The organism is Salipiger sp. H15 (assembly GCF_040409955.1).
Classification (GTDB): domain Bacteria; phylum Pseudomonadota; class Alphaproteobacteria; order Rhodobacterales; family Rhodobacteraceae; genus Salipiger.
Window position 1 is genome coordinate 232,572 of sequence record NZ_CP123387.1, and the last position, 21,078, is coordinate 253,649.

The following is a 21,078-nucleotide window of genomic DNA, read 5'->3' on the forward strand; positions in this document are numbered from 1 at the left end:
TATAGGCGATTTTTCCTCAGAAAATCATCTCGATGACAGCGCAGGTTCACATGAAATGCATTTTATATTGACCGACTCCCCTCGGTGAACCTATCGTCGCCGAGGGAGAGGAAACGCCCGAGGGAGGAGAACATGTTTCATGGACTGAAGGGGCCGCTCTGCGCAGCGGCGCTTGCGGCAAGCTGCGTCTCGGCGACATCGTCCGGCGCGGCGGAGCCGGGCATCGACGAGGCGAACAAGGTGGTGACCATCGGCGCCTTCACCCCGGTGACGGGGCCGGTGCCGTTCTACGCGATCCTGACGCACGCCGCCGAGGCCTATTACCGCAATCTCAACGAGAGCGGCGGCATCGACGGCTGGACGATCAACTACGTCACCAAGGATGACGGCTACGATCCGGCGCGTTCGGTCGCGGTCACCCGGCAGATGGTCGAGGATGACGGCATCTTCGCCCTTTCCGCCTCGATCGGCACGGCGACCAACGTCGCGGTGCTGCCCTATGCGCGCGAGGTGGGCCTGCCCATGGTCGGGCCGATCGGCGGGGCCAGCGCCTTCTTCGTCGAGCGCAACGTCTTCCCGCTGCTGCCGGACTACGGCTGGTCGGCGGCGTCGAACCTCGATTACGCGGTGAACGGGCTCGGCCTGAAGAAGGTCGCGCTGCTGTGGGAGAACGACGAGCTTGGCAAGTCCGCCAAGCGCGGTTTCGAGGCCTACATGGCCGAGCTGGGGATGGAGGCGGCGGAGTCGGTGCCCTTCGACGTGAAGACCACCAGCTTCAGCCCGCATATCCGGCGCGTCGCCAATTCCGGCGCCGAGGCGGTGATCCTCTTCGGCTCGAACGCCAACCTCGCGGCGGCGCTGAAGGCGGCGGACCTGCAGGGGGTCGACGTGACATGGTTCGCGCCCTTCTTCACCGCCGACCCCTCGACGCAGAAGCTGGCGGGGGACCTGCTGGACGGGGTCTACTTCTCGTCCTGGCTGCTGCCGGTGTCGAGCGACGAGCCCGACATCGCCGCCTACCGCGAGTCCATCGCCAGGTACTACCCGGACGATCCTGTCGGCGTCTTCGGCCTCAACGGCTGGAGCAACGCGGCGATCTTCCACAAGGGGTTCGAGGCGCTGCTGGACTCCGGCAAGGAGCTGACGCGCGAGAACCTCGTCGCGGCGCTCGAGACGCTCGAGGGGGCCGCGATCGGCGGCGCCCGCGGGGTGACCTTCGAGGAGGGCGATCACCGCGGCACCCGGCAGGAAGGCATCATCCAGGCCAAGGACGGCGGCTTCGCACTGGTGCAGGATTTCCGCGCCTACCCGGCGGCCGCCTTCGAGATGGCGGCGGCGCAATGAGCCGCGCGGCGTCCGGCAGGGGCCGGGCGCCGGTTTCCAACAGGCAGAAGAACCGGAGGCAGGGATGACCCTGATACCAGTCAGCGCGCCGGCGCGCATGGACGGGAAGATCGCGCTCGTGACGGGCGCGGCGGGCGGCATCGGCCGCGCAACGACGCTGGCTCTGGCCGAGGCCGGGGCCACGGTCATCGCCACTGACCTCGCCGAAAGCGCCGAGTTCGACAATCCGGCGGTCAGCTACCGCCGCTACGACGTCACCTCGCGCGACGAGACCGAGGCGCTGATCGCGGCGGTGGTCGCCGAGCATGGCCGCATCGACGCGCTGATCCTCTGCGCCGGCACGATCTCGCACCGGCCGCTGTGGGACTCGACCGACGACGAGTGGCGCGCGATCCTCGACGTCAACCTGATGGGGGTGGTGAACCCGGTGCGCGCGGCCTTCCCGGTCATGGCCGAACAGGGCATGGGCAAGATGGTCGCCCTGGGCTCGATCGCCTCGAAGATCGGCGGCGTCGCCTCGGGCCCATCCTACGTCGCGGCGAAATCGGCGGTGCACGGCTTGATGAAATGGGTCGCCAAGGCCGGTGCGTCCAAGGGCGTCTACGCCAGCGTCATCGCCCCCGGCCCGGTCGAGACCCCGATGTGGGAGACCGTGACCCAGCGCGCCGCGCCCTCGGCCCACGGCAGCGTCCCCCTCGGCAGGTTCGGCCAGCCCGAGGACATCGCGCAGGCGATCCTGTTCCTCTGCTCGCCTGCCTCCAACTGGATCACCGGAACCGTTCTCGACGTGAACGGCGGCATGTTGATGGATTGAGATCATGAGCGAGACGGACACCATCGGATTCATCGGGCTCGGCGTCATGGGCGGGCCGATGTGCTGCAACATGGCGGCAAAGCACCCGGGCGAGGTGCTGGCCTTCGACCTCTCGGAGGCGGCACTGGCCGAGGTCGAGACCGCCGGGGCACGGCGCGTTGGCTCGGTCGAAGAGCTGGCGGCGCGGGCCGACATCATCTTCCTGTCGCTGCCCGGCGGGCCTCAGGTCGAGGCGGTGAGCGCCGCGATCGGCGCGGCAATGGGGCGCTGCGCGGTGGTGGTCGACCTGTCCACCACGCCGGTCGAGCTGGCCCGCAAGGTCGCCGCATCGCTGGCGGGGCAGGGCATCGAATTTGCCGACGCGCCCGTCGCCCGCACCCGCGAGGCCGCCCGCAAGGGCGCGCTGGCGATCATGGTGGGCGCACCCGCGCCGCTTTTCGCCCGGATCGAGCCGCTGCTGCGCTACGTCGCGACCGACATCACGCTCGGCGGCGAGGTCGGGGCGGGGCAGGTGCTCAAGCTGGTCAACAACATGCTGGTCTTTGCCAATACCGTGGCGCTGGCCGAGATGATGGTGCTGGGCGAGCGGGCCGGGGTCGCGCCCGAGACGCTGCTCGACGCCGTGTCGAAGGGCTCGGGCGACAGTTTCGTGCTGCGCAACCATGGCCGCAAGGCGATGCTGCCGCGCGACTTCCCGGACAAGGCCTTCTCGCCGGAATATGTGCTCAAGGACATCTCCTACGTGTTCGAGCTGGCGGCGCAGACCGGCGTGCCGCTGCCCGCCGCCGAGGCCGCGCGCAGCTACTACGCCGCCGCGCCGGACCACGGGCTCTCGGGGCGCTACTTCCCCGGGGTGATCGAGCTGGTCGAGAAGGGCGTCATGAAGGACGGTGGCGGCACCCGCGACGAGGAGGCGGCGGCATGAGCGATCTTCTCCGCGACCTCTTCCCGCTGGTCTGGTCGGGAATGATCACCGGCTGCCTCTACGCGCTTGGGGCGCTGGGGCTGGTGATGATCTTCAAGTCCTCGCGGGTGGTGAACTTCTCGCATGGCAACGTGGCGGGCTTTGCCGCCTTCCTGATCTACGGCTTCTCGAGCGGCATGATCCTCGAGCTGAGCTGGGGGGCGGCGGTGCTGCTGGCGGTGCTGGCGGTGATCGCCATCGCCTTCGTGACCTATGCGGTGATCTCGCCGCTGGTCTTCGAGAGCGACCTGACCGCCACCATCGCGACGCTCGGCATCGGGCTGGTCGCGCAGGGGGCGACGCTGCTGATCTTCGGCGCCGACATCGTCAGCCTAGACCTGCCGGTTCCGCGCTTCAGCATGTCGGTGCTCGGGCTCTTCATCACCGGCTACGACCTGACCGTGCTGGCCGTGGCCGTGGTCACCATCGGCGCGCTCTTCTTCGTGATCGACCACACCAAGCTCGGCATCGCCTTCCGCGCGATCTCGGAGAACCCCTTTGCCGCCGAGGTCTGCGGGCTGAACCTGCGCTCGGTGCATCTTTTCTCCTGGATCGTCGCGGCGGTGCTGGGCGTCGTCGGGGCGCTGCTGATCGTGCCCACCACCTTCCTGAGCGTGACCACCGTGGCCGCCTTCATGCTGCAGGCCTTCGCCGCGGCGGTCATCGGCGGCTTCGGCAGCCTGCCCGGAAGCCTTCTCGGCGGGCTGCTCATCGGCATCCTGATGAACCTCTTCACCTTCTACGTCTCGCCCGAGTTCAGCAGCACCTTCCTGCTGGGCGTGATCCTGCTGGCGCTGAACATCTTCCCCAATGGCATCCTCGAGCGCGTCGGAGGGACCCGTGTCTGACCATCCCGTTCCATTCACCGCCGCCGCGCCGCGCGAGCGCCTCGCGGCACGGGTTCCGGCCGGGGCTCCGAGCCTTGTCCTCGCCGCCGCGCTGCTCCTGCTGCCGGTGATCGTCGGGGGCTCGTGGATCTTCGCGCTCGGGGTCTGCTTTGCCAATGCCATCGGCGTGCTCGCGGTGAGCCTGCTGGTGCGCTACGGCGGCGAGGTCTCGATCGGCCACGGCTTCTTCGCCGCGGTGGGAGCCTATTCCGTGGCGGTGCTCGACACGCGCTACGGCCTGTCGCTGCTCGCCAGCCTGCCGCTGGCGCTGGTCCTCGGCGTCATCTGCGGCGTGCTCTTCGCCTGGCCGTCGCGCCGGCTGTCGGGGATCTACCTGGCCGTGTCCACCATGGCGCTGGCGCTGGCCGTGCCGGAGCTGATCAACAACGCCGACGGGCTGACCGGCGGCTACGAGGGGCTCTACGTCTCGAAGCCGGTGATCCCCGGCGTGCCGATGGCGATGCAGCGCTACTACGCGGCGCTGCTGGTGCTCTTCGCGGTGGTCGGCGCGCTGGCCCGGCTGCGGCGCTCGCGGCAGGGGCTGCAGCTGCTGCTGGCCAAGGCGCATCCCGCCGCCGCCGATGCCTTCGGCACGCGCCGGGTCTGGGCGCGCATCTCGGTCATGGCGATCAGCGGCGGCATCGCGGCGCTCTGCGGGGCGATGCTGGGCTATGCCGGATCGACGGTCTCGCCGAGCGGCTTCACCCTCTGGTCGTCGATCTTCCTGCTGGTGGGCTCGGTGGTCAGCTTCTACGGCCTGACGCTGCCGCGCGCGCTGGTCGGCGGGGCGTTCCTGACGCTGGTGCCGCAGCTGCTTTCGGCCTCGGGGGCGTGGATACCGGTGTTCTACGGGCTGGCGCTTCTCGGGATGATCCTGCTCGGCCACCACCTTCCGCGGCTGCGCGAGAAGCTCTCCACACGCAGGGAGGAGGCATGATGGACATCGCGACCAACGCGCTGAAGGGCGAGGGCATCGCGCTCTCCTTCGGCGGGATCGAGGTGCTGCGTGGGCTCGACGTCGAGTTCCGCGCCGGCGAGATCACCGGGCTCATCGGACCGAACGGTGCGGGCAAGACCTCGCTCTTCAACTGCCTGACCGGCGCCTATGCGCCGCAGAAGGGCTCGATCCGCTACGCCGGGCAGAGCCTCGACGGGCTTTCCCCTGCGGCGCGGGCAGGCATGGGGATCGTGCGCAGCTTCCAGCACGTGGCGCTGAGCCCCGACCTCAGCGTGCTCGAGAACGTGATGATTGGCGTCGCGCGCAACCACCACGCGGGCTGGCAACACGCCTTTCTGCCGACCCGCCGCGGCCGCGCCGAGATGGCGGCGATGCAGGCCGAGGCCGAGCGCGCGCTTTCCGAGCTTGGTCTGGCCGGGGCCGGCGGCAAGCTTCCGGCGGAACTGCCGCCGGGGATGCTGCGGCTGGTCGAGATCGCCCGCGCCATCGTCGGGCGCCCGTCGGTGCTGCTGCTCGACGAGCCCGCGGCGGGGCTCAACAACTCCGAGACCCGCGATCTGATGCGCAGCCTGCGCAAGCTCGCCGCGCCCGATCTGGTGATGGTGGTGGTCGAGCATGACATGGATCTCGTGATGTCGATCTGCGACCGGATCTACGTGCTGAACTTCGGCAGCTTCGTCGCGTGCGGCAGTCCCGACGAGGTGCGCCGCGACGAGGAGGTGGTGCGCATCTACCTGGGGAGCGACGATGACTGAACTTCTGAACGTCTCGGACCTGTCGGTCTTCTACGGCGCCAAGGCGCAGGCGGTCGAGGATGTGTCCTTCGCGGTTGGCGCGGGGGCGGTGGTGGCGCTGCTCGGCGCGAACGGTGCGGGCAAGACCTCGATCATGCGGGCGGTGGCGGGGCTCGGCCCGGCGCGCGGAACGGTCCGCTTCGACGGCGAGGATGTCTCGGCGCTGCCCGCCCGCGAGCGGGTGCGGCGCGGCATCGTCTACGTGCCCGAGGGGCGCGAGATCGTCGGCGGCATGTCCGTGCGCGAGAACCTCGTGCTGGGCGGCTACCACCTTGGCGCGCGCGAGCGCAAGGCGCGGGCGGCGATGGTGCTCGACCTCTTCCCCGAGATCGCCGACAAGGCGGACCGCGGTGCCTGGCGCCTGTCGGGGGGCGAGCAGCAGATGCTGGCGATCGGGCGCGGGCTGATGGCGGGGCCGCGGCTGCTGCTGCTCGACGAGCCCTCGCTGGGGCTCGCGCCGATGCTGGTGCGCCGGGTCTTCGACCGGCTGGGCGCGATCCGTCGCGAGACCGGCCTCGCGATCATGCTGGTCGAGCAGAACCTCGTGATGACCATGCGCATCTGCGACGAGCTGCACTTCCTGCGCGGCGGGCGGCTGGTCGGGCACCGCAGCGCCGGCGAGCTGCGCGACAGCGCGGCGCGGCAGGAGGCGATCGACGCCTATCTCGGCGCGGCCTCGGCGGCATGAGGGGGCGGGCATGACCGACACGACCTGGCGCATCTACGGCATCCGCCACGCGATCAACGAGGGCCGCACCCGCGGGCAGAACTTCATCCTCGAGGGCGATCCCGGGGCGGGGCTGGTGCTTGACTTCTATTCCTGGGTGCTGGTCTCGGAGGCGCGCGCGATCGTCGTCGACACCGGCATGGATCCGGCGAAGGCGGCCAAACACGGGCACACCCACCTCGCCAGCCCGGTCGCGGCGCTCGCCGCGCTCGGCATCGACGCCGCGCAGGCGGACACGGTGATCCTCACCCACGCGCATTACGACCACCTCGGCTTTCTCGACGCCTTCCCGGCGGCGCGGTTCCACATGCAGGCCGAGGAGATGGCCTATGTCACCGGCCCCTGGATGCAGAAACCCTGGTTCCGCCGCGCCTACGAACCCGACGAGATCCTGCGCCTCGTGACGCTTCTGCATACGGACCGGCTGGACCTGCACGGGCGCGAGGCGGAGATCGCCGACGGGGTGAGCGTGCACTGGGTCGGCGGCCATTGCGCCGGGCAGGAGATCGTCCGGGTGCGCACCGCCCGCGGCTGGGTCGTGCTCGCCTCGGACGCGCTGCACTATTACGAGGAATACGAGCGCGGCGTGCCCTTCGCGGTGGTCTTCAATTCCTCGGACATGATCGCCGCGCATGACCGGATCCGCGCGCTGGCGGACAGCGACGACCACGTGCTTCCGGCGCATGACCCGCGCATCGCCCGGATCTACCCGCAGGTCGGGGATTTCGCGCATCTCTTCCGGCTTGACGTGGCACCCAATTCGGGAAATGCGACATGAAACATTGCATTATCCGGGGCTGCCGCTGGTATAAGGTTTCGGAGGTCGGTACGGAAGGCGATGATGTTAAAGCATCAAACCAAGGAAGAGCGGGTCGCGGACTACCTGCGCGAGGGGATCATCTCGGGGCGCTTTCCGCGTGGCTCGAAGCTGAAGCAGGCGGAGATCGCCGAGCAGATCGGCACCAGCATCACCCCCGTGCGCGAGGCGATCAAGCTGCTCGAGGCCGAGGGCTTCATCCTCGGCACGGCGAACCGCGGCGCGACGGTGGCCCCCTTCGACATCAATGCGACCGAAGAGATCGTCGACCTGCGCGTCACGCTGGAATGCAAGCTGGCGCTGCGGGCGATGGAACGGCTGACCTCCGAGCAGGTGGCCGAGCTGCGCGAGCTTCAGGCGCAGATCGAGGATGCCGCCGGGCGCGGCGACCGCGACGCGGTGCGCAGCATCAACTACCGCTTCCACGAGGTGCTCTACCTCGCCGCCGACCTGCCGCAGACGCTGCGCTTCGTCCGCGCGCTCTGGGCCCGCTACCCGTTCGACCTGATCAACAAGCTCGACAACCGGGTGGGCCGCGCCTCGAAGGAGCACCGCGAGATGCTGAGCGCCGTGCTTGCCCGCGACGAGGGCGCCATGCTTTCGGCGCTGCGCATGCACATCCGCGCGGGCTGGGACGAATTCAAGGAAAGCTACACCGGGTAGGGCAGGACCCCCTCCTTGCGCGGTGGCCGGCACGACCATCGCAGATTACAGGCAAGGAGACCTAAATGGCCGCGGACAGCATCCTGCTCGTCATGGACATGCTCAACGATCTCGTCCACCCCGAGGGGATGGGCGCGACAACCTACGTCCCGCTCTGCCAGGAGCGCGGTGTCTACGAGAACACCGCCCTGGCGATCAGCCGTGCCCGCGAGGCTGGGCTGATGGTCGGCTACGTGCGGGTCGGCTTCTCGCCGGACTACGCCGAATGCCCGCCCGGATCGCCGGTGTTCAGCAAGGCCCGCGCCAACGGGGTCTTCACCCTCGGCAGCTGGGGCACAGAGGTCCACGAGCGCTTTGCGCCGCAGGACGGGGACCCGGACATCGTCAAGCACCGCGTCAGCCCGTTCTACGGCACCAAGCTCGAGCCGCTGCTGCGCGCGCAGGGGATCCGGCAGCTGATCCTCGCGGGGGTCTCGACCAACGGCGTCGTCTCGGCCGCGGTGCGCGAGGGTCATGACCGCGACTACGACTGCGTGGTGCTCGAGGATTGCTGCGCCGGGGCGACCCGCGAGGAGCACGACTGCGCCCTCGCCGGGCTGCGCCGCTATGCAACGATCACGACGGCGGCGGCACTGGTCCTCTGACCAAGTCAGAATAATGCACCAAAATGCGCGATCTCGGGGGAAATTCCGGGATCAAGTTGCCATTTTCAACGGATTTAGGCCAGAAAGCCTCGAAGAAAATGCATTATCTGGGAAATCGGTCGTTGACTGAAAAAAATATAATGCATTAACTGAGTCCAGACGGCGCGCGGATCATCCCGCCGCCGAGGGCGCGACGGAGGGTCGTGCCGGGCACGACAGGCACAGAGGAGAGACGCACCGTGACCATTGCCGAGATCACCGAGAAGTCGAAGGACAGCGTCGGCGGCGCCCCCGCCGAAGGAAAGATCACCGACGAGGCCGTCGCCGCGGCGCGCGGCATGATCGGCCTGCAGCTGCGCCCCGAGGGGCCCTATCTGCAGGACGCGACCACCGACACGCTGCGCAACTGGTGCAACGGCATCGGCGACCTGAACCCGCTCTACCGCGAGCTGGAATACGGCCGGAACTCGCGCCACGGCGGGCAGGTGGCGCACCCGATGTTCCCGATGGCCTTCGGCTGGGTCGGTCGCACCCGCTGGGGCCTGCCGGGGGTGCACGGCTTCTACGCCGGCAACGACTGGGAACTCTTCCGCCACATCCGCCCCGGCGACCGCATCAGCGCCATCGAGCGGGTGGTCGGCGTCGAGGAGAAGGAAAGCAAGTTCTCGGGCCGGCTGGTGCTGCAATATGTCGAGGCGACCTATGCCAACCAGCACGGGCAGATCGTCGCCCGCGCGCTCGGCACCTGCACCCGCCACGAGCGCAAGGCGGCGCGCGACGCCGGCAAGTACAAGGACATCAAGACCCACGAGTACACGGCCGAGGAATACGAGGCGCTCGACGAGGCGATCCTGCGCGAGCCCGAGCGCATCCGCGGCAGCAACGTGCGCTACTGGGAGGACGTGACCGAGGGCGAGAGCCTCGAGCCGATCGTCCGCGGCCCGCTGTCGCTGATGGACACCATGGGCTTCCTCGTCGGCTGCGGCCGCGGCCATACCCACGGCGTCGTCTTCCAGGCGGCGATGAAGCACCCGGGCCACTTCTTCCGCAACCCCGAGGCCGGCGGCGGCATCGAGTATACCGGCATCGGCCACCACCGCGAGAGCACCGCGAAGGAAGTGGGCGTGCCCGGGGTCTACGACTACGGCCCGCAGCGGTCGTCCTGGATGGCCTCGCTGGTCACCAACTGGATGGGCGACGCGGCCTTCCTCAAGCGGGTCCGCACCGAGATGCGCCGCTTCAACACCATGGGCGACAGCACCTGGTGCAAGGGCAAGGTCAGCCGCAAGTACGTCAAGGACGGCCACGCGCTCGTCGATCTCGAGATCTGGGGCGAGAACCAGCGCGGCGAGATCACCACGCCGGGCCTTGCCACGGTGATCCTGCCGAGCCGCGATCCGAACACCCGCGTCTTCTTCGACGGCTCGGCGCTCGATCTCGACCTGCCGGTGGTGCGCTGAGCGCGGCCGAAGACCCAAGACACGCAAGCACAGGGAGGAGGTCCGGCATGGAGCAGGACAAGCCACTTTCAGGGGTTCGGGTCATCGAGCACGCCTCGGGCGTGGCCGGCGCCTGGGCCGGGCGCCTTCTCGCGGCGATGGGGGCGGAGGTCATCATGGTCGAGCCCCCGACGCTCTGCCCGCTGCGCCACGAGGCGCCGCTCTTCGAGGGCGAGGGGGGCAGCGCGCTCTTCGCCTATCTCGCGGCGGGCAAGGGCAGCGTGATCTGCGATCTGGAAAAGGCCGAGGGCCAGACCGCGCTTTCGGGCCTGCTGGCCGAGGCGCAGATCCTCATCGACGACACGCCGCTGGCGCAGCGGCCCAGGCGCGCGCTCGACGAGGCCGGGCTGCGCCAGCGCCACCCGCATCTCGTGCACCTCTCGGTCCTGCCCTTCGGTGCCGCGGGGCCGAAGGCCGACTGGAAGGGGGCCGAGATCACCCTCATCCATGCCGGCGGCGAGGGCTACCTGCTGCCGAACGGCCTGTCGGCCGACCTCTTCCCCGACCGGCCGCCGCTGAAGATCGCCGGGAACTTCGCGCAGATGCAGGGCGGCACCGCGGCGGCGCTGGCCGGGCTGGCGGCGCTCTGGTCGGGCAGCGGGCAGTTCGTCGACGTCTCGGTGCAGGACGCCAACCTCGCGGTCGGCGCCTTTGCCCTGCAGCGCTTTTGCGACGGCTCGATCGAGCACCGCCACACGCGCTCGTTCCGCTACGGCGGAGTGATCGCCTGCCGCGACGGCTACGTCGAGCTGCTGACGCTCGAAGAGCGACAATGGGCCGGGCTGGTGGAGCTGATGGGCCGCCCTCGCTGGGCCACCGACCCGGCGCTGGCGAACCCGGCGCTGCGCAGCGAGCGCGGCGACGAGATCAACCGCGAGATCCGGGTCTGGGCGCGGGACCACGCCGTCGAGGAACTGGTGGCCCGCGCGCAGAAGCTGGGCGTGCCGATGGCCCGCTACAGCGCCCCTGCCGAGATTCTCGCCGGCCGCCACGAGACCGCGCGCGGCCTTTTCCAGCCGCTCGACCTGCCGGGCGTCGGCGAGGTGCGGGTGCAGTCCGCGCCCTTCCGCTTCGCCGAGGGGCCGCTGCTGCTGGACGGCGCCGCGCCCGAACCCGGGCGCGACCAGGCGCGGCTCGATCCCGAGGCGCTGAACGACGCAAGGAGGGTCCGCGCATGAAACCCCTCGCCGGCATCCGCATCGCCGATTTCACCGTCCACGCCGCCGGTCCCTTCTGCACCCACATGCTGTCGCAGCTCGGCGCCGAATGCATCAAGATCGAGAGCGCCCTGCGCCCCGACATCTTCCGCAAGCCGCACCAGGTCTACGGCCGCGCCGGGCCCGCGACCTTCGACCAGGTGGCCTCGAACAAGCTCTCCGTGCGGCTCAACCTCAAGCATCCCGAGGGCGTCGCGCTGGCGCGCAGGCTGGTTGCCGTCTCGGACGTGGCGGCAGAGAGCTTCCGCGCCGGGGTCATGGAGCGGCTCGGGCTCGGCTATGCCGCGCTTCGCGAGGTCCGGGACGACATCGTGATGACCTCGGTGTCCTCGTCCGGCCAGAGCGGGCCGGACAGCCATTTCGCCGGCTACGCGCCGCTTTTCGGCGCCTGGGGCGGGCTCGGCTACCTCAGCGGCTACGAGGACGGCCCGCCGGTCGAGATGCGCCACGTGATGGACCACTCCGTCGGCATGAACGCGGCGCTTGCCACCATGGCGGCGCTGCACCGGCGGCGGCGCACGGGGCAGGGCTGCCACGTCGACGTGGCCGCGCGCGAGGTCGCCTCGGCGCTGGCGGGCGAGGCGCTGACGGCCGCCTCGGCGGGGGTGGTGCCGCGCCGCTTGGGCAATGCCGATCCGCAGCGCGCGCCGCACGGGCTCTACCGCACCCGGCGCGAGGACCGCTGGCTGGCGATCGCCGTCTCGAGCGACCTCGAATGGGCCGCGCTCGCCCGGCTCATGGGCCGCGCCGCGCTGGCGGAGGATCCGCGCTATGCCACCGCCGCCGCGCGCGTCGCCGCCCGCGCCGAGCTCGATGCCATCGTCGCCGCCTGGGCCGAGCTGGTCGAGGCCGAGCAGGCCGCCGAGGCGCTGCAGCGCGCCGGCATCGCCGCGCATGTCTCGTGGCGCGCCAAGGATATCGCCGCCGATCCGCACATGCGGGCACGCGGCGCCGTGGTCGAGGTGACCGAAACCGACGGCCGCGCGCGCAAGGCGGTCGGCTTCCCGGCGATGTTCTCGGCCAGCGACGGGCCGGGGATCGAGCGCGGCACGCCCGCGCTCGGCGAGCACGAGGATCAGGTCTACGGCGAGATGCTGGGGCTTGGCCGCGCCGAACGGGCGCGGCTGGAGGAGGAACGGGTCATCTACTGACCCCGGCGAGGAGCAAGCCATGACCATTCAGACCGCACTCGGGGCCGAAGACCCCGCCCGGGCGATCGGCCGCAGCGAACGGCGCGAGGAGGTGATCGCGCCGGAGCGCGTCGCGGCGCTGGCGGCGACGCTCGATCTCGACCCGGCCCCCTCGGCAGGAGAGGCGCTGCCGCCGGGATGGCACTGGCTCTTCTTCACCCCCTTCGTCCGGCGGCGCGAGATCGGCGCGGACGGACATCCGAAGCTGGGCGGCTTCCTGCCCGACACCGGCCTGCCGCGGCGCATGTGGGCGGGCGGGCGGCTGAGCTACCACGCGCCCCTGCCGATCGGCGCCCGCGCCGAGAAGCACAGCGAGATCCTCGACGTCACCGCCAAGTCCGGCCGCGCCGGGCGGCTGGTCTTCGTCACCCTGCGGCACCGGATCTCGGCGGAGGGCCGGCTCTGCATCGAGGAGGAACAGGACCTCGTCTACCGCGAGCCGCCCGCGCCCGATGCATCGAAAGCCGCGCCGCAGCCCGCCCCCGAGGGGTCGGTCTGGTCCGAGGAGGTGCGGCCCGATCCGGTGCTGCTCTTCCGCTACTCGGCGCTCACCTCGAACGGGCACCGCATCCATTACGACCGGCCCTATGCCATGCACGAAGAGGGCTATCCCGGCCTCGTGGTGCATGGCCCTCTGATCGCGACGCTGTTGCAGAACTTCGCCGCGACGTTGCGCCCCGAGGCGCGCCTCGCGCAGTTCTCGTTCCGCGGCATGGCCCCGCTCTTCGCCGACCAGCCGTTCCGGCTCGAGGCGAAGCCGGGCGGCGATGCGGCGGTGCTCGACCTCTGGGCGCGGGGCCCGGAGGGCGGGCTCGCGATGAGCGCCAGCGCGCGGTTCGATGCATGAGGGCCGCGCGATGAGACAGGCCCGCAGCTACCTCTTCGTGCCGGGCGAGCGCCCGGCCCGCTTCGCCAAGGCGGCGGCCTCGGGGGCGGATGCGATCGTTCTCGATCTCGAGGACGCGGTCGGCCCCGGCAGCAAGGACGCGGCGCGGGCGCAAGTCTGCGACTGGCTCGCCGCGGGCGGGCCGGGGATCGTGCGCATCAACGGCGCGGACACGCCCTGGCTAGCGCAGGACCTCGCGGCGCTGGAGGCCTTTCCCCACGTCGCCGTCATGGTGCCCAAGGCCGAGCCGGAGGCGGTCGCGCACGTGGCCGCGCTGCTGCCGGGCCGGCCGCTGCTGGCGCTGGTCGAGACCGTGGCCGGGCTGGCGCACCTGCGCGAGACCGCCTGCCATCCGGCGGTGACGCGGCTTGCCTTTGGCAACCTCGACTTCGGCGCCGACGCGCGGATCCCCGGCGTTGCCGAGGTGCTCGACCCCGCCCGTTTCGAGATCGCGCTCGCCTCGCGGCTCGGCGGCCTGCCGCAGCCGATCGAGGGGGTGACGGTGGAGCTTTCGGACCCAGAGGCGCTGCGAGACGACATCCGGCGCGCGCGGCTGCGCGGCTTCGGCGCCAAGCTCTGCATCCACCCGTCGCAGGTCGCGCCGGTGAACGAGGGCTTTGCCCCCACCGCGGGTGAGATCGACTGGGCGCGGCGCATCCTTGCCGCGCTGGCCGCCGCGGCGGGCTCGGTCGTGCAGGTGGATGGCAAGATGGTCGACCGCCCGCTCATCGACCGGGCACGGCAGATCCTCGGCGACGCCGAGCCCGCGCCGGCCTGAACGCCGCGGGACGGAAAGACCGGGGGAGGGGCCGGAGGAGGGCGCCGAACCCCGGGGCAGGGCCCGACACGAGCCTTGCCAGGACGCAAGAAACTGACCACCAATGCTTTTCGGGAGGAGACCATGAAACACACGATCATCGCCGCGCTTGGCGCGCTTTGTCTTGCCTCGGGCGCGGCCCGGGCGCAGGACCTGCTCTTCGGCTCGACCTCGGCCTCGTCGAGCCACTACGGCTACATCGTCGCGGTCGGCAAGCTGATCAACGAGGGCGGCTCGGGCATCAAGGCCACCGTCGTCGAGACCGGCGCGACCATGGACAACATCCGCCGCATGGAGCGCGGCCAGATGGACCTCGGGATCATCACCACCAACGTCGTGCAGCACGCCGTCGCGGGCACGCAGGAATTCGACGGCCACCCGCAGGACCTCGCCCTGCTCTGGGTCTACGCGCCCTCGCCGCAGAACGTCATCATGCGGGCGGATTCCGGCATCGAGAGCCTCGAGCAGCTGAACGGCTTCAAGCTCAACCCCGGCATCAAGGGCTCGGCCACCGAGACCACCACCGAGGCGGTCTTCGGCGTGCTCGGCATCACGCCCGACTGGGTGCGCGGCTCGACCACCGACATCGTCGACGCGATCAAGGACAACCGCCTGCCGGGCTACGTGAAATCCGGCTCGCCGAAGAGCCTCGACAGCTCGACGCTCGACCTCGCGAATGCCACGGGGATCCGGGTGCTGGGGCTGAGCGACGCGCAGGCCGAGAAGATCCGCGCCGAGATGCCGGACATCTCGGTGGTCGACATCGCGCCCGGCGTGGGCGAGGGCATTCCCGGCTACAAGACCTGGAGCTTCGGAGTCGGCGTCGCCGCGACCTCGGCCATGTCCGAGGAGACCGCCTACCAGATCGTCAAGGCAGTGATGGCCGACAAGAGCGCGCAGGCCAACGCGCTGGCCAGCGTCAAGGACGTGGATCTTGCGCAGATGACGCTCGACTATGCCACGGTGCCGCTGCATCCCGGCGCGCTGCGCTGGTTCGAGGAGCAGGGCATCGCCGTGCCCGACAGGCTGAAGCCGGCCTCGTGACGGCGGGCCCGGCATGACCCCCACAGCCCTTGGCAAACCGCTCGCGCTGCTGGTCGGCGGCTTCGTCTTCTACACCGCCGCGACCGGACCCTTCGAGGGGCTGATCCAGCGCGCGATCTTTCTCGCGCTGGTCATCTGCCTTGGCGTCGCGCTCTACCCGCTGGGCGCGGGGCGGCGCTGGCGTCCGCTCGGGCTGGCGATCGACCTAGCGCTGGCCGCCGCCAGCCTCGCGGCCTGCACCTACATCGTGGTCAACTACGACCAGATCATGTCCGAGCTGCCCTGGGCGAGCCCGCTCGACATGGCGCTGACCGCCGGGCTGCTGCTGGCGCTGCTCGAGCTCGCCCGCCGCACCGTGGGGCTGATCTTTCCGGCGCTGGTCCTGCTGGCGCTCGGCTACGCCTATTTCGGTGCGCACATGCCCGGCGGGCTGCGCCACCGGGGCTTCGACGCCGCCTACATCACCGAGACGCTGTTCCTCGGCGATCTCGGCATCTGGGGCATGCTGACCGGGGTGGCGGCGACGGTGATCGCGGCCTTCGTCCTCTTCGGCGCGCTGCTGCTGCACACCGGCGGCGGGCAGGCCTTCATCGACCTTGCCATGCGGCTCGGCGGGCGGCAGGTCGGCGGGGCGGCGAAGATCGCCACCATCGCCAGCGGGCTCTTCGGGATGATCTCGGGCTCGTCGGTGGCCAATGTCGCCACCACCGGCAACTTCACCATCCCGATGATGATCCGGCTCGGCTACCCACGCCCCTTCGCCGCCGCGGTCGAGGCGGTGGCCTCGACCGGCGGGCAGATCGCGCCGCCGATCATGGGGGCCGCGGCCTTCGTCATGGCCGAGATCGTCGGCGTGCCCTACACCGACATCATCGCCGCCGCGCTGCTGCCGGCGGTGCTGTTCTACGTCTCGGTCTTCGTCACGGTGCACCTCGTCTCGGTCCGGCGCGGCCTGGCGCTGGTGCCGTCGGACGAGCTGCCGCCCTGGCGGAGGATCCTCGCGCCGCGGCAGATCGGCCCGGTGGTGCTGGCGCTCGGAGGCCTGTTGGCGGGGTTCTGGATGGGCCGGTCGGTGTCCACCTCGGCCTTCTACGGCATCGTCGGGCTGCTGCTGGCCTTCGCGGTGACGCAGGCCGGCCGCATGCCGGCGCGCGAGATGCTGCGTCGGGCTCTGGACGGGCTCGAGGACGCGGGCCGCGGCCTCGTCATCATCGGCGTGCTGCTGGCCGGGGCGCAGGTGCTGGTCTCGATGGTCAACCTCACCGGGGCCGGGGTGGCGCTGTCCTCGGCCATCGTCTCGCTCGGCGGCGACTCGCTGGCGATGGTGGCGCTGATGGTGGGGCTCGTCTGCCTCGTGATGGGCATGGGCCTGCCGACCACGGCCGCCTACGTGCTGGTCGCCGCGGTGCTCGCCCCGGCGCTGACCGAGGTCGGGGTGCCGCCGCTCACCGCGCATCTCTTCGTCTTCTATTTCGCCACGATCTCGGTGATCACCCCGCCGGTCTGCGTCGCTGTCTTTGTCGGCGCGGGCATCGCCGGCACCAGCTGGGTCGCCGCGGCGGGCGAGGCGGTGCGGCTCGGGGCGATGACCTATCTCGTGCCCTTCCTGCTGCTGCTCTACCCCGGGATGGTGCTTCAAGGCGGGCCCTTCGCGGTGCTCGACGCGGCGCTGGCCGGGCTGGTGCTGGTGGTCGCGATCCCGGCGCTGCTGTCGCGTACCGCATTGACCGGGCGCCGCTGGCTCGATCCCGCGCTGCTCTGCGCGGCCATCGCGCTGGCGATCTGGCCGCACCCGGTGACGCCGCTGCTTGCCGCCGGGCTGATGGCGGGGAGCTGGGGTCTGGCGCGACGCCAGCAGCGGGTGACGGCATGAGGACGCTGCGGATCGGCGCGGGCTCGGGCTTCTCGGGCGACCGGATCGAGCCCGCGGTGGCGCTGGCGCGCGAGGGGAGGCTCGACTACCTCGTCTTCGAATGCCTCGCCGAGCGCACCATCGCGCTGGCCCAGCTGGCGCGGCTGGCGGACCCGGCGAAGGGCTATGACACGCGGCTCGAGCAGCGGCTGCGCGCGGTGCTGCCCGACTGCCTGCATAACGGCACCCGCATCGTCACCAACATGGGCGCGGCCAACCCCCTCGCCGCGGCAGAGCGGGCAGCGGCGCTGGCGCGCGAGATGGGGCTGAAGCTGCGCGTGGCGGCGGTGCTCGGCGACGACGTGCTCGACCGGATCGGCCCGGCGAGCCTCGACGAGACCGGCGCCCCCGCGGCGGCGCTCGGCGCGCGGCTGGTCTCGGCCAATGCCTATATCGGCGCGTCGGGCATCGCCGAGGCGCTGGCGGCCGGGGCGGACCTCGTGATCTGCGGCCGCGCCTCGGACCCGTCGCTTTTCCTCGGCCCGCTGCTGCACGAATTCGGCTGGGCGATGGACGACTGGACCCGGCTCGGGCGGGGCATCCTTGTCGGGCACCTGCTGGAATGCTCGGCGCAGGTCTCGGGCGGCTACTACGCCGATCCGGGGCTCAAGGACGTGCCGGATCTGGCCGCGATCGGCTTTCCCCTCGCCGAGGTGGACGAAAGCGGCAACGCCGTCATCACCAAGCTGCCGGGCACCGGCGGGTGCGTCTCGCGCGGGACCTGCATCGAGCAGCTGCTCTACGAGATCCACGACCCCGCGCGCTACCTGCAGCCCGACGTGGTGGCCGATTTCTCGCAGGTCACCTTCGAGGAGACCGGCCCCGACCGGGTTGCCGTGCGCGGCGGCGCGGGCCATCCGCGCAGTGGGCTGCTGAAGGTCTCGGTCGGCTGCCGCGACGGCTGGACCGGCTGGGGCGAGATCTCCTACGCCGGGCCCGGCGCGGCGGCGCGCGGCCGCCTTGCCGCCGAGATCGTCCGCACCCGACTCGCGGCGCAGGGCAACGCGCTGGAGGAGATGCGCTGCGATCTCATCGGGCTCGACGCGATCCTGCCCGCTTCGGCCGGCCCCGCCGCCGCCGAGCCGCGCGAGGTGCGCCTGCGCGTCGCCGGGTGCAGCCCGCAGCGCGAGGTCGCGGCGGCCCTCGCGGACGAGGTCGAGGCGCTCTATCTCTGCGGCCCGGCGGGCGGCGGCGGCGTCGCGACCGGGCTGCGCGAGGTCATCGGCATCCGCTCGGCCTTCCTCCCGGCCGAAGCGGTGCCGGTGAGCGTGCATTGCGTGGAGGCCTGAGATGAAGCTGCACGAGATCGCCCATGGCCGGGCCGGGGACAAGGGCGACATCTCCAACATCTCGGTCATCGCCTACCGTCCCGGGGACTGGCCGCTGATCGAGGCGGAGGTGACGGCGGAGAAGGTCGCGGCGCTTTTCGATCGCAAGGTCAGCGTGACGCGCCACGTGCTGCCGCAGCTTCAGGCGCTCAACTTCGTCATCACGGGCGCGCTGCCGGGCGGCGTGACCCGCTCGCTCGCGCTCGACGCGCATGGCAAGGCGCTGGCCTTCGCGGTGCTCGACATGGAGATCGGCGCCCGCCCCTGAGCGGGCGGGGCGGGCGCGTCTGCGCGGGGATCACTCCACCCGGCGCAGCAGGTCGTCCATCGCCCGCGCCAGCAGCCACGCATCCCCGGCGATCGCGACGAAGTTGAGCCCCGCCTCGAAATAGCCGCGCGCGGCCTCCTCGCCGTAGCCGAGGATGCCGACCGGGATCCCCGCCTCGTGGCAGGCGGCGGTGGCGCGGCGGATCGCCTCCTGCACGGACGCATCCGCCACGTTGCCGACCCTGCCCATCGACGAGGCAAGATCGCCCGGGCCGATGAAGATCGCGTCGATCCCCTCGACCGCGGCGATCTCGGGGATGGCGGCGATGGCCTCGGGGGTCTCGACCTGCACGATGATGCACAGGTCGTCCTCGTAGCTCTGCAGGTAATCCGCCTGCCGCCCGTAGCGGTTGGCGCGGATCGTGCCGGAATGGCCGCGGATGCCCTTGGGCGGGTAGCGCGTCCAGCGCACCGCCTCGGCCGCCATCTCCGCCGACTGGATCATCGGGAACATCAGGCTGCGCGCGCCGATGTCGAGCAGGCGCTTGGTCATCACCGGCTCAGAGAAGGGCGGGCGCACCACCGGTTCGGGGCCGCCCGCCGCCCGCGCGGCGCGCAGCTGGTCGGCCATCATCGACAGGTCGTTCGGCGCGTGCTCCATGTCGAGCAGCAGCCACCTGGCGGCGCTGCCCCCGGCGATCTCGGTCACGGTGGGCGAGCAGAGCGACAGCCAGAAGCCCGGCAGCCGCCCGCCCTGCGCGAGCGCCGCCTTGAAGGGGTTGTTGGTCATGCCTGCGGGGCCTCCTCGGTCTTGCGGTCTGCGCCGCGCTGCTTGTGGTTCTGCCAGAAGATCGCGCACAGGAAGAGCGCGGCCAGCAGCAGCAGTGTCGCGCTGATCGGGCGCAGAAGGAAGGCCGTCCAGTCGCCGTCGAAGACCACCATGCCGCGGCGCAGGTTGGACTCGGTCAGCGAGCCGAGGATCAGACCCAGCACCACCGGCGCGGTGCCGAACCCGTAGCGGTTGAGGAAGAAGCCCAGCACGCCGAAGCCCAGCATCAGCCAGAGCTCGAAGACCGAGCCGTTGACCCCGTAGACGCCGATCACGCAGAACATCAGGATCAGCGGCATCATCATGCGCGCGGGCACGCCGAGGATGCGCACGAAGAGCCGGATGCCGAAGAGCTGGATCAGGAACATCGCGCAGTTGGCGAGGATGAAGGCGAGGAAGATCGCGTAGACCAGCGAGGCCTGCTGGTCGAAGAGCGCCGGCCCCGGGCGCACGCCCTGGATCGTCAGCCCGCCCATCAGCACCGCCGTCGCGACCTCGCCCGGAACGCCCAGCGTCAGCATCGGGATCAGCGCCCCGCCCGCCGTGGCGTTGTTCGAGCTCTCCGAGGCGATGAGCCCCTCGTGCGCGCCGGTGCCGAACTTCTCGGGCGTGCGCGACATGCGCCGGGCCTGGTCGTAGGAGATGAAGGAGGAGATCGAGCCGCCGGCCCCGGGGATCGCGCCGACGATCACCCCGATGATGGTCGAGGAGGCGACGACCTTCCAGGCGCGGACGATGAGCCCGAAGGGCGGCCGGGCGCGGTCGAAGGACTGCGGCGGCATCTCCACCTCGGTCCTGCCGGCGCGGGCGTAGACGTCCTGCAGCACCTGGCTCACCGCGAAGAGGCCGATGAGCGCGGGCAGCAGGCCGATGCCGGTGATCAGCGCGGGCTCGCCGCCGGTGAAGCGCAGTGCGCCGGTCATCGGGTCGGCGCCCACGGTGGCGAGGAAGAGCCCGAGCAGCCCCGCGACCAGCCCCCGCATCATCGAGCCCGAGGAGACCGAGGCGATGATCACGAGGCCGAAGACCCCGAGCGCGAAGAACTCGGCCGGGCCGAATTCCAGCGCGAAATGCGCGATGGGCAGCGACAGGGCGATCAGCAGCAGCGCCCCGATGACGCCGCCGACGAAGCTCGAGGTGATCGAGATGCCGAGCGCCTTGCCCGCCTCGCCGTTGCGCGCCATCGGAAAGCCGTCGAGCGTGGTGGTCACCGAGGAGGGCGTGCCGGGGATGTTGAGCAGGATCGCGGGCACCGCGCCGCCGGCGATGGCGCCGCAGAAGGCGCCGAGCAGCATGCCCACGCCCAGCACCGGCCCCATGCCGAAGGTCAGCGGGATGAGCAGCGCGATGGCCATGGCGGCGGTGAGCCCGGGCAGCGCGCCCATGACGAGGCCGAGGAAGGTCCCCGCGCAGATGCCGAGCAGCACGCGCGGATCCGCGACGAGATAGATCGCGTCGATGATGTTTTCCATTCGAG

The 21,078-nt window shown here is 70.8% G+C and carries 21 protein-coding genes; 19 read left to right on the top strand and 2 right to left on the bottom strand.

Annotation, left to right across the window (positions count from 1 at the left end):
* Positions 1-132: 132 nt before the first annotated feature.
* The 19 genes from PVT71_RS25705 (at position 133) to PVT71_RS25795 (ending at position 18,773) form a co-directional block, all read left to right on the top strand.
* On the top strand, positions 133-1,344 hold the full coding sequence (locus tag PVT71_RS25705; RefSeq protein ID WP_353476047.1) for an ABC transporter substrate-binding protein: 1,212 nt from the start codon (positions 133-135) through the stop codon (positions 1,342-1,344).
* A gap of 64 nt (positions 1,345-1,408) precedes the next feature.
* Positions 1,409-2,158, top strand: a complete 750-nt coding sequence (locus tag PVT71_RS25710; protein ID WP_353476048.1) for an SDR family oxidoreductase — start codon at positions 1,409-1,411, stop codon at positions 2,156-2,158.
* Between the two features lie 4 nt (positions 2,159-2,162).
* Positions 2,163-3,083: an NAD(P)-dependent oxidoreductase gene (locus tag PVT71_RS25715; RefSeq protein WP_353476049.1), complete on the top strand. Its 921-nt coding sequence runs from the start codon at positions 2,163-2,165 to the stop codon at positions 3,081-3,083.
* Complete coding sequence (locus PVT71_RS25720; RefSeq protein WP_353476050.1) at positions 3,080-3,970, top strand: branched-chain amino acid ABC transporter permease; 891 nt, start codon at positions 3,080-3,082, stop codon at positions 3,968-3,970. The genes PVT71_RS25715 and PVT71_RS25720 overlap by 4 nt, the downstream gene beginning before the upstream one ends.
* The gene (locus PVT71_RS25725; RefSeq protein WP_353476051.1) at positions 3,963-4,946 is read left to right on the top strand and encodes a branched-chain amino acid ABC transporter permease; all 984 of its coding nucleotides are present in this window, start codon (positions 3,963-3,965) and stop codon (positions 4,944-4,946) included. The genes PVT71_RS25720 and PVT71_RS25725 overlap by 8 nt, the downstream gene beginning before the upstream one ends.
* Positions 4,943-5,722, top strand: coding sequence for an ABC transporter ATP-binding protein (locus PVT71_RS25730; protein ID WP_353476052.1), 780 nt, complete (start codon positions 4,943-4,945; stop codon positions 5,720-5,722). Before PVT71_RS25725 ends, PVT71_RS25730 begins: the two co-directional genes overlap by 4 nt.
* Positions 5,715-6,449, top strand: a complete 735-nt coding sequence (locus PVT71_RS25735; RefSeq protein ID WP_353476053.1) for an ABC transporter ATP-binding protein — start codon at positions 5,715-5,717, stop codon at positions 6,447-6,449. Before PVT71_RS25730 ends, PVT71_RS25735 begins: the two co-directional genes overlap by 8 nt.
* A 10-nt stretch (positions 6,450-6,459) precedes the next feature.
* Entirely contained in the window at positions 6,460-7,266 is an 807-nt protein-coding gene (locus tag PVT71_RS25740) for an N-acyl homoserine lactonase family protein (protein ID WP_353476054.1), read from the top strand.
* Positions 7,267-7,329: 63 nt separating this feature from the next.
* Positions 7,330-7,968: a GntR family transcriptional regulator gene (locus tag PVT71_RS25745; protein WP_353476055.1), complete on the top strand. Its 639-nt coding sequence runs from the start codon at positions 7,330-7,332 to the stop codon at positions 7,966-7,968.
* 65 nt (positions 7,969-8,033) lie between these two features.
* Positions 8,034-8,612, top strand: coding sequence for an isochorismatase family cysteine hydrolase (locus PVT71_RS25750; RefSeq protein WP_353476056.1), 579 nt, complete (start codon positions 8,034-8,036; stop codon positions 8,610-8,612).
* 239 nt (positions 8,613-8,851) lie between these two features.
* Positions 8,852-10,072 (top strand): MaoC family dehydratase N-terminal domain-containing protein, encoded by a 1,221-nt coding sequence (locus tag PVT71_RS25755; RefSeq protein WP_353476057.1) that lies wholly within the window; start codon positions 8,852-8,854, stop codon positions 10,070-10,072.
* A gap of 47 nt (positions 10,073-10,119) precedes the next feature.
* A complete protein-coding gene (locus PVT71_RS25760; RefSeq protein ID WP_353476058.1) occupies positions 10,120-11,289 on the top strand; it encodes a CoA transferase in 1,170 nt (389 codons plus the stop codon).
* Positions 11,286-12,479 carry a CoA transferase gene (locus PVT71_RS25765; RefSeq protein ID WP_353476059.1) on the top strand — a complete coding sequence of 398 codons (1,194 nt, stop codon included), beginning with the start codon at positions 11,286-11,288 and terminating at the stop codon, positions 12,477-12,479. Before PVT71_RS25760 ends, PVT71_RS25765 begins: the two co-directional genes overlap by 4 nt.
* Positions 12,480-12,498: 19 nt before the next feature.
* Entirely contained in the window at positions 12,499-13,365 is an 867-nt protein-coding gene (locus tag PVT71_RS25770; protein WP_353476060.1) for an acyl-CoA dehydrogenase, read from the top strand.
* Between the two features lie 10 nt (positions 13,366-13,375).
* Entirely contained in the window at positions 13,376-14,182 is an 807-nt protein-coding gene (locus PVT71_RS25775; RefSeq protein WP_353476061.1) for a CoA ester lyase, read from the top strand.
* Positions 14,183-14,305: 123 nt separating this feature from the next.
* Positions 14,306-15,265, top strand: coding sequence for a TAXI family TRAP transporter solute-binding subunit (locus PVT71_RS25780; RefSeq protein WP_353476062.1), 960 nt, complete (start codon positions 14,306-14,308; stop codon positions 15,263-15,265).
* A 13-nt stretch (positions 15,266-15,278) separates the two neighbouring features.
* A complete protein-coding gene (locus PVT71_RS25785; protein WP_353476063.1) occupies positions 15,279-17,138 on the top strand; it encodes a TRAP transporter fused permease subunit in 1,860 nt (619 codons plus the stop codon).
* On the top strand, positions 17,135-18,466 hold the full coding sequence (locus tag PVT71_RS25790; protein WP_353476064.1) for an acyclic terpene utilization AtuA family protein: 1,332 nt from the start codon (positions 17,135-17,137) through the stop codon (positions 18,464-18,466). The genes PVT71_RS25785 and PVT71_RS25790 overlap by 4 nt, the downstream gene beginning before the upstream one ends.
* Before the next feature lies 1 nt (position 18,467).
* A complete protein-coding gene (locus PVT71_RS25795) occupies positions 18,468-18,773 on the top strand; it encodes a hypothetical protein (RefSeq protein WP_353476065.1) in 306 nt (101 codons plus the stop codon).
* Between the two features lie 30 nt (positions 18,774-18,803).
* Here PVT71_RS25795 and PVT71_RS25800 read toward each other — a convergent pair whose 3' ends face one another.
* Both PVT71_RS25800 and PVT71_RS25805 read right to left on the bottom strand, forming a co-directional pair.
* A complete protein-coding gene (locus PVT71_RS25800; protein ID WP_353476066.1) occupies positions 18,804-19,562 on the bottom strand; it encodes an aldolase/citrate lyase family protein in 759 nt (252 codons plus the stop codon).
* A complete protein-coding gene (locus PVT71_RS25805; RefSeq protein WP_353476067.1) occupies positions 19,559-21,073 on the bottom strand; it encodes a tripartite tricarboxylate transporter permease in 1,515 nt (504 codons plus the stop codon). The genes PVT71_RS25800 and PVT71_RS25805 overlap by 4 nt, the downstream gene beginning before the upstream one ends.
* Positions 21,074-21,078: the final 5 nt, after the last annotated feature.

Coding starts and splice junctions, on each gene's coding strand:
- PVT71_RS25705 (WP_353476047.1), top strand. CDS start 133: ATGTTTCATGGACTGAAGGGGCCGCTCTGCGCAGCGGCGCTTGCGGCA.
- PVT71_RS25710 (WP_353476048.1), top strand. CDS start 1,409: ATGACCCTGATACCAGTCAGCGCGCCGGCGCGCATGGACGGGAAGATC.
- PVT71_RS25715 (WP_353476049.1), top strand. CDS start 2,163: ATGAGCGAGACGGACACCATCGGATTCATCGGGCTCGGCGTCATGGGC.
- PVT71_RS25720 (WP_353476050.1), top strand. CDS start 3,080: ATGAGCGATCTTCTCCGCGACCTCTTCCCGCTGGTCTGGTCGGGAATG.
- PVT71_RS25730 (WP_353476052.1), top strand. CDS start 4,943: ATGATGGACATCGCGACCAACGCGCTGAAGGGCGAGGGCATCGCGCTC.
- PVT71_RS25735 (WP_353476053.1), top strand. CDS start 5,715: ATGACTGAACTTCTGAACGTCTCGGACCTGTCGGTCTTCTACGGCGCC.
- PVT71_RS25740 (WP_353476054.1), top strand. CDS start 6,460: ATGACCGACACGACCTGGCGCATCTACGGCATCCGCCACGCGATCAAC.
- PVT71_RS25745 (WP_353476055.1), top strand. CDS start 7,330: ATGTTAAAGCATCAAACCAAGGAAGAGCGGGTCGCGGACTACCTGCGC.
- PVT71_RS25750 (WP_353476056.1), top strand. CDS start 8,034: ATGGCCGCGGACAGCATCCTGCTCGTCATGGACATGCTCAACGATCTC.
- PVT71_RS25760 (WP_353476058.1), top strand. CDS start 10,120: ATGGAGCAGGACAAGCCACTTTCAGGGGTTCGGGTCATCGAGCACGCC.
- PVT71_RS25765 (WP_353476059.1), top strand. CDS start 11,286: ATGAAACCCCTCGCCGGCATCCGCATCGCCGATTTCACCGTCCACGCC.
- PVT71_RS25770 (WP_353476060.1), top strand. CDS start 12,499: ATGACCATTCAGACCGCACTCGGGGCCGAAGACCCCGCCCGGGCGATC.
- PVT71_RS25775 (WP_353476061.1), top strand. CDS start 13,376: ATGAGACAGGCCCGCAGCTACCTCTTCGTGCCGGGCGAGCGCCCGGCC.
- PVT71_RS25780 (WP_353476062.1), top strand. CDS start 14,306: ATGAAACACACGATCATCGCCGCGCTTGGCGCGCTTTGTCTTGCCTCG.
- PVT71_RS25785 (WP_353476063.1), top strand. CDS start 15,279: ATGACCCCCACAGCCCTTGGCAAACCGCTCGCGCTGCTGGTCGGCGGC.
- PVT71_RS25790 (WP_353476064.1), top strand. CDS start 17,135: ATGAGGACGCTGCGGATCGGCGCGGGCTCGGGCTTCTCGGGCGACCGG.
- PVT71_RS25795 (WP_353476065.1), top strand. CDS start 18,468: ATGAAGCTGCACGAGATCGCCCATGGCCGGGCCGGGGACAAGGGCGAC.
- PVT71_RS25800 (WP_353476066.1), bottom strand. CDS start 19,562: ATGACCAACAACCCCTTCAAGGCGGCGCTCGCGCAGGGCGGGCGGCTG.
- PVT71_RS25805 (WP_353476067.1), bottom strand. CDS start 21,073: ATGGAAAACATCATCGACGCGATCTATCTCGTCGCGGATCCGCGCGTG.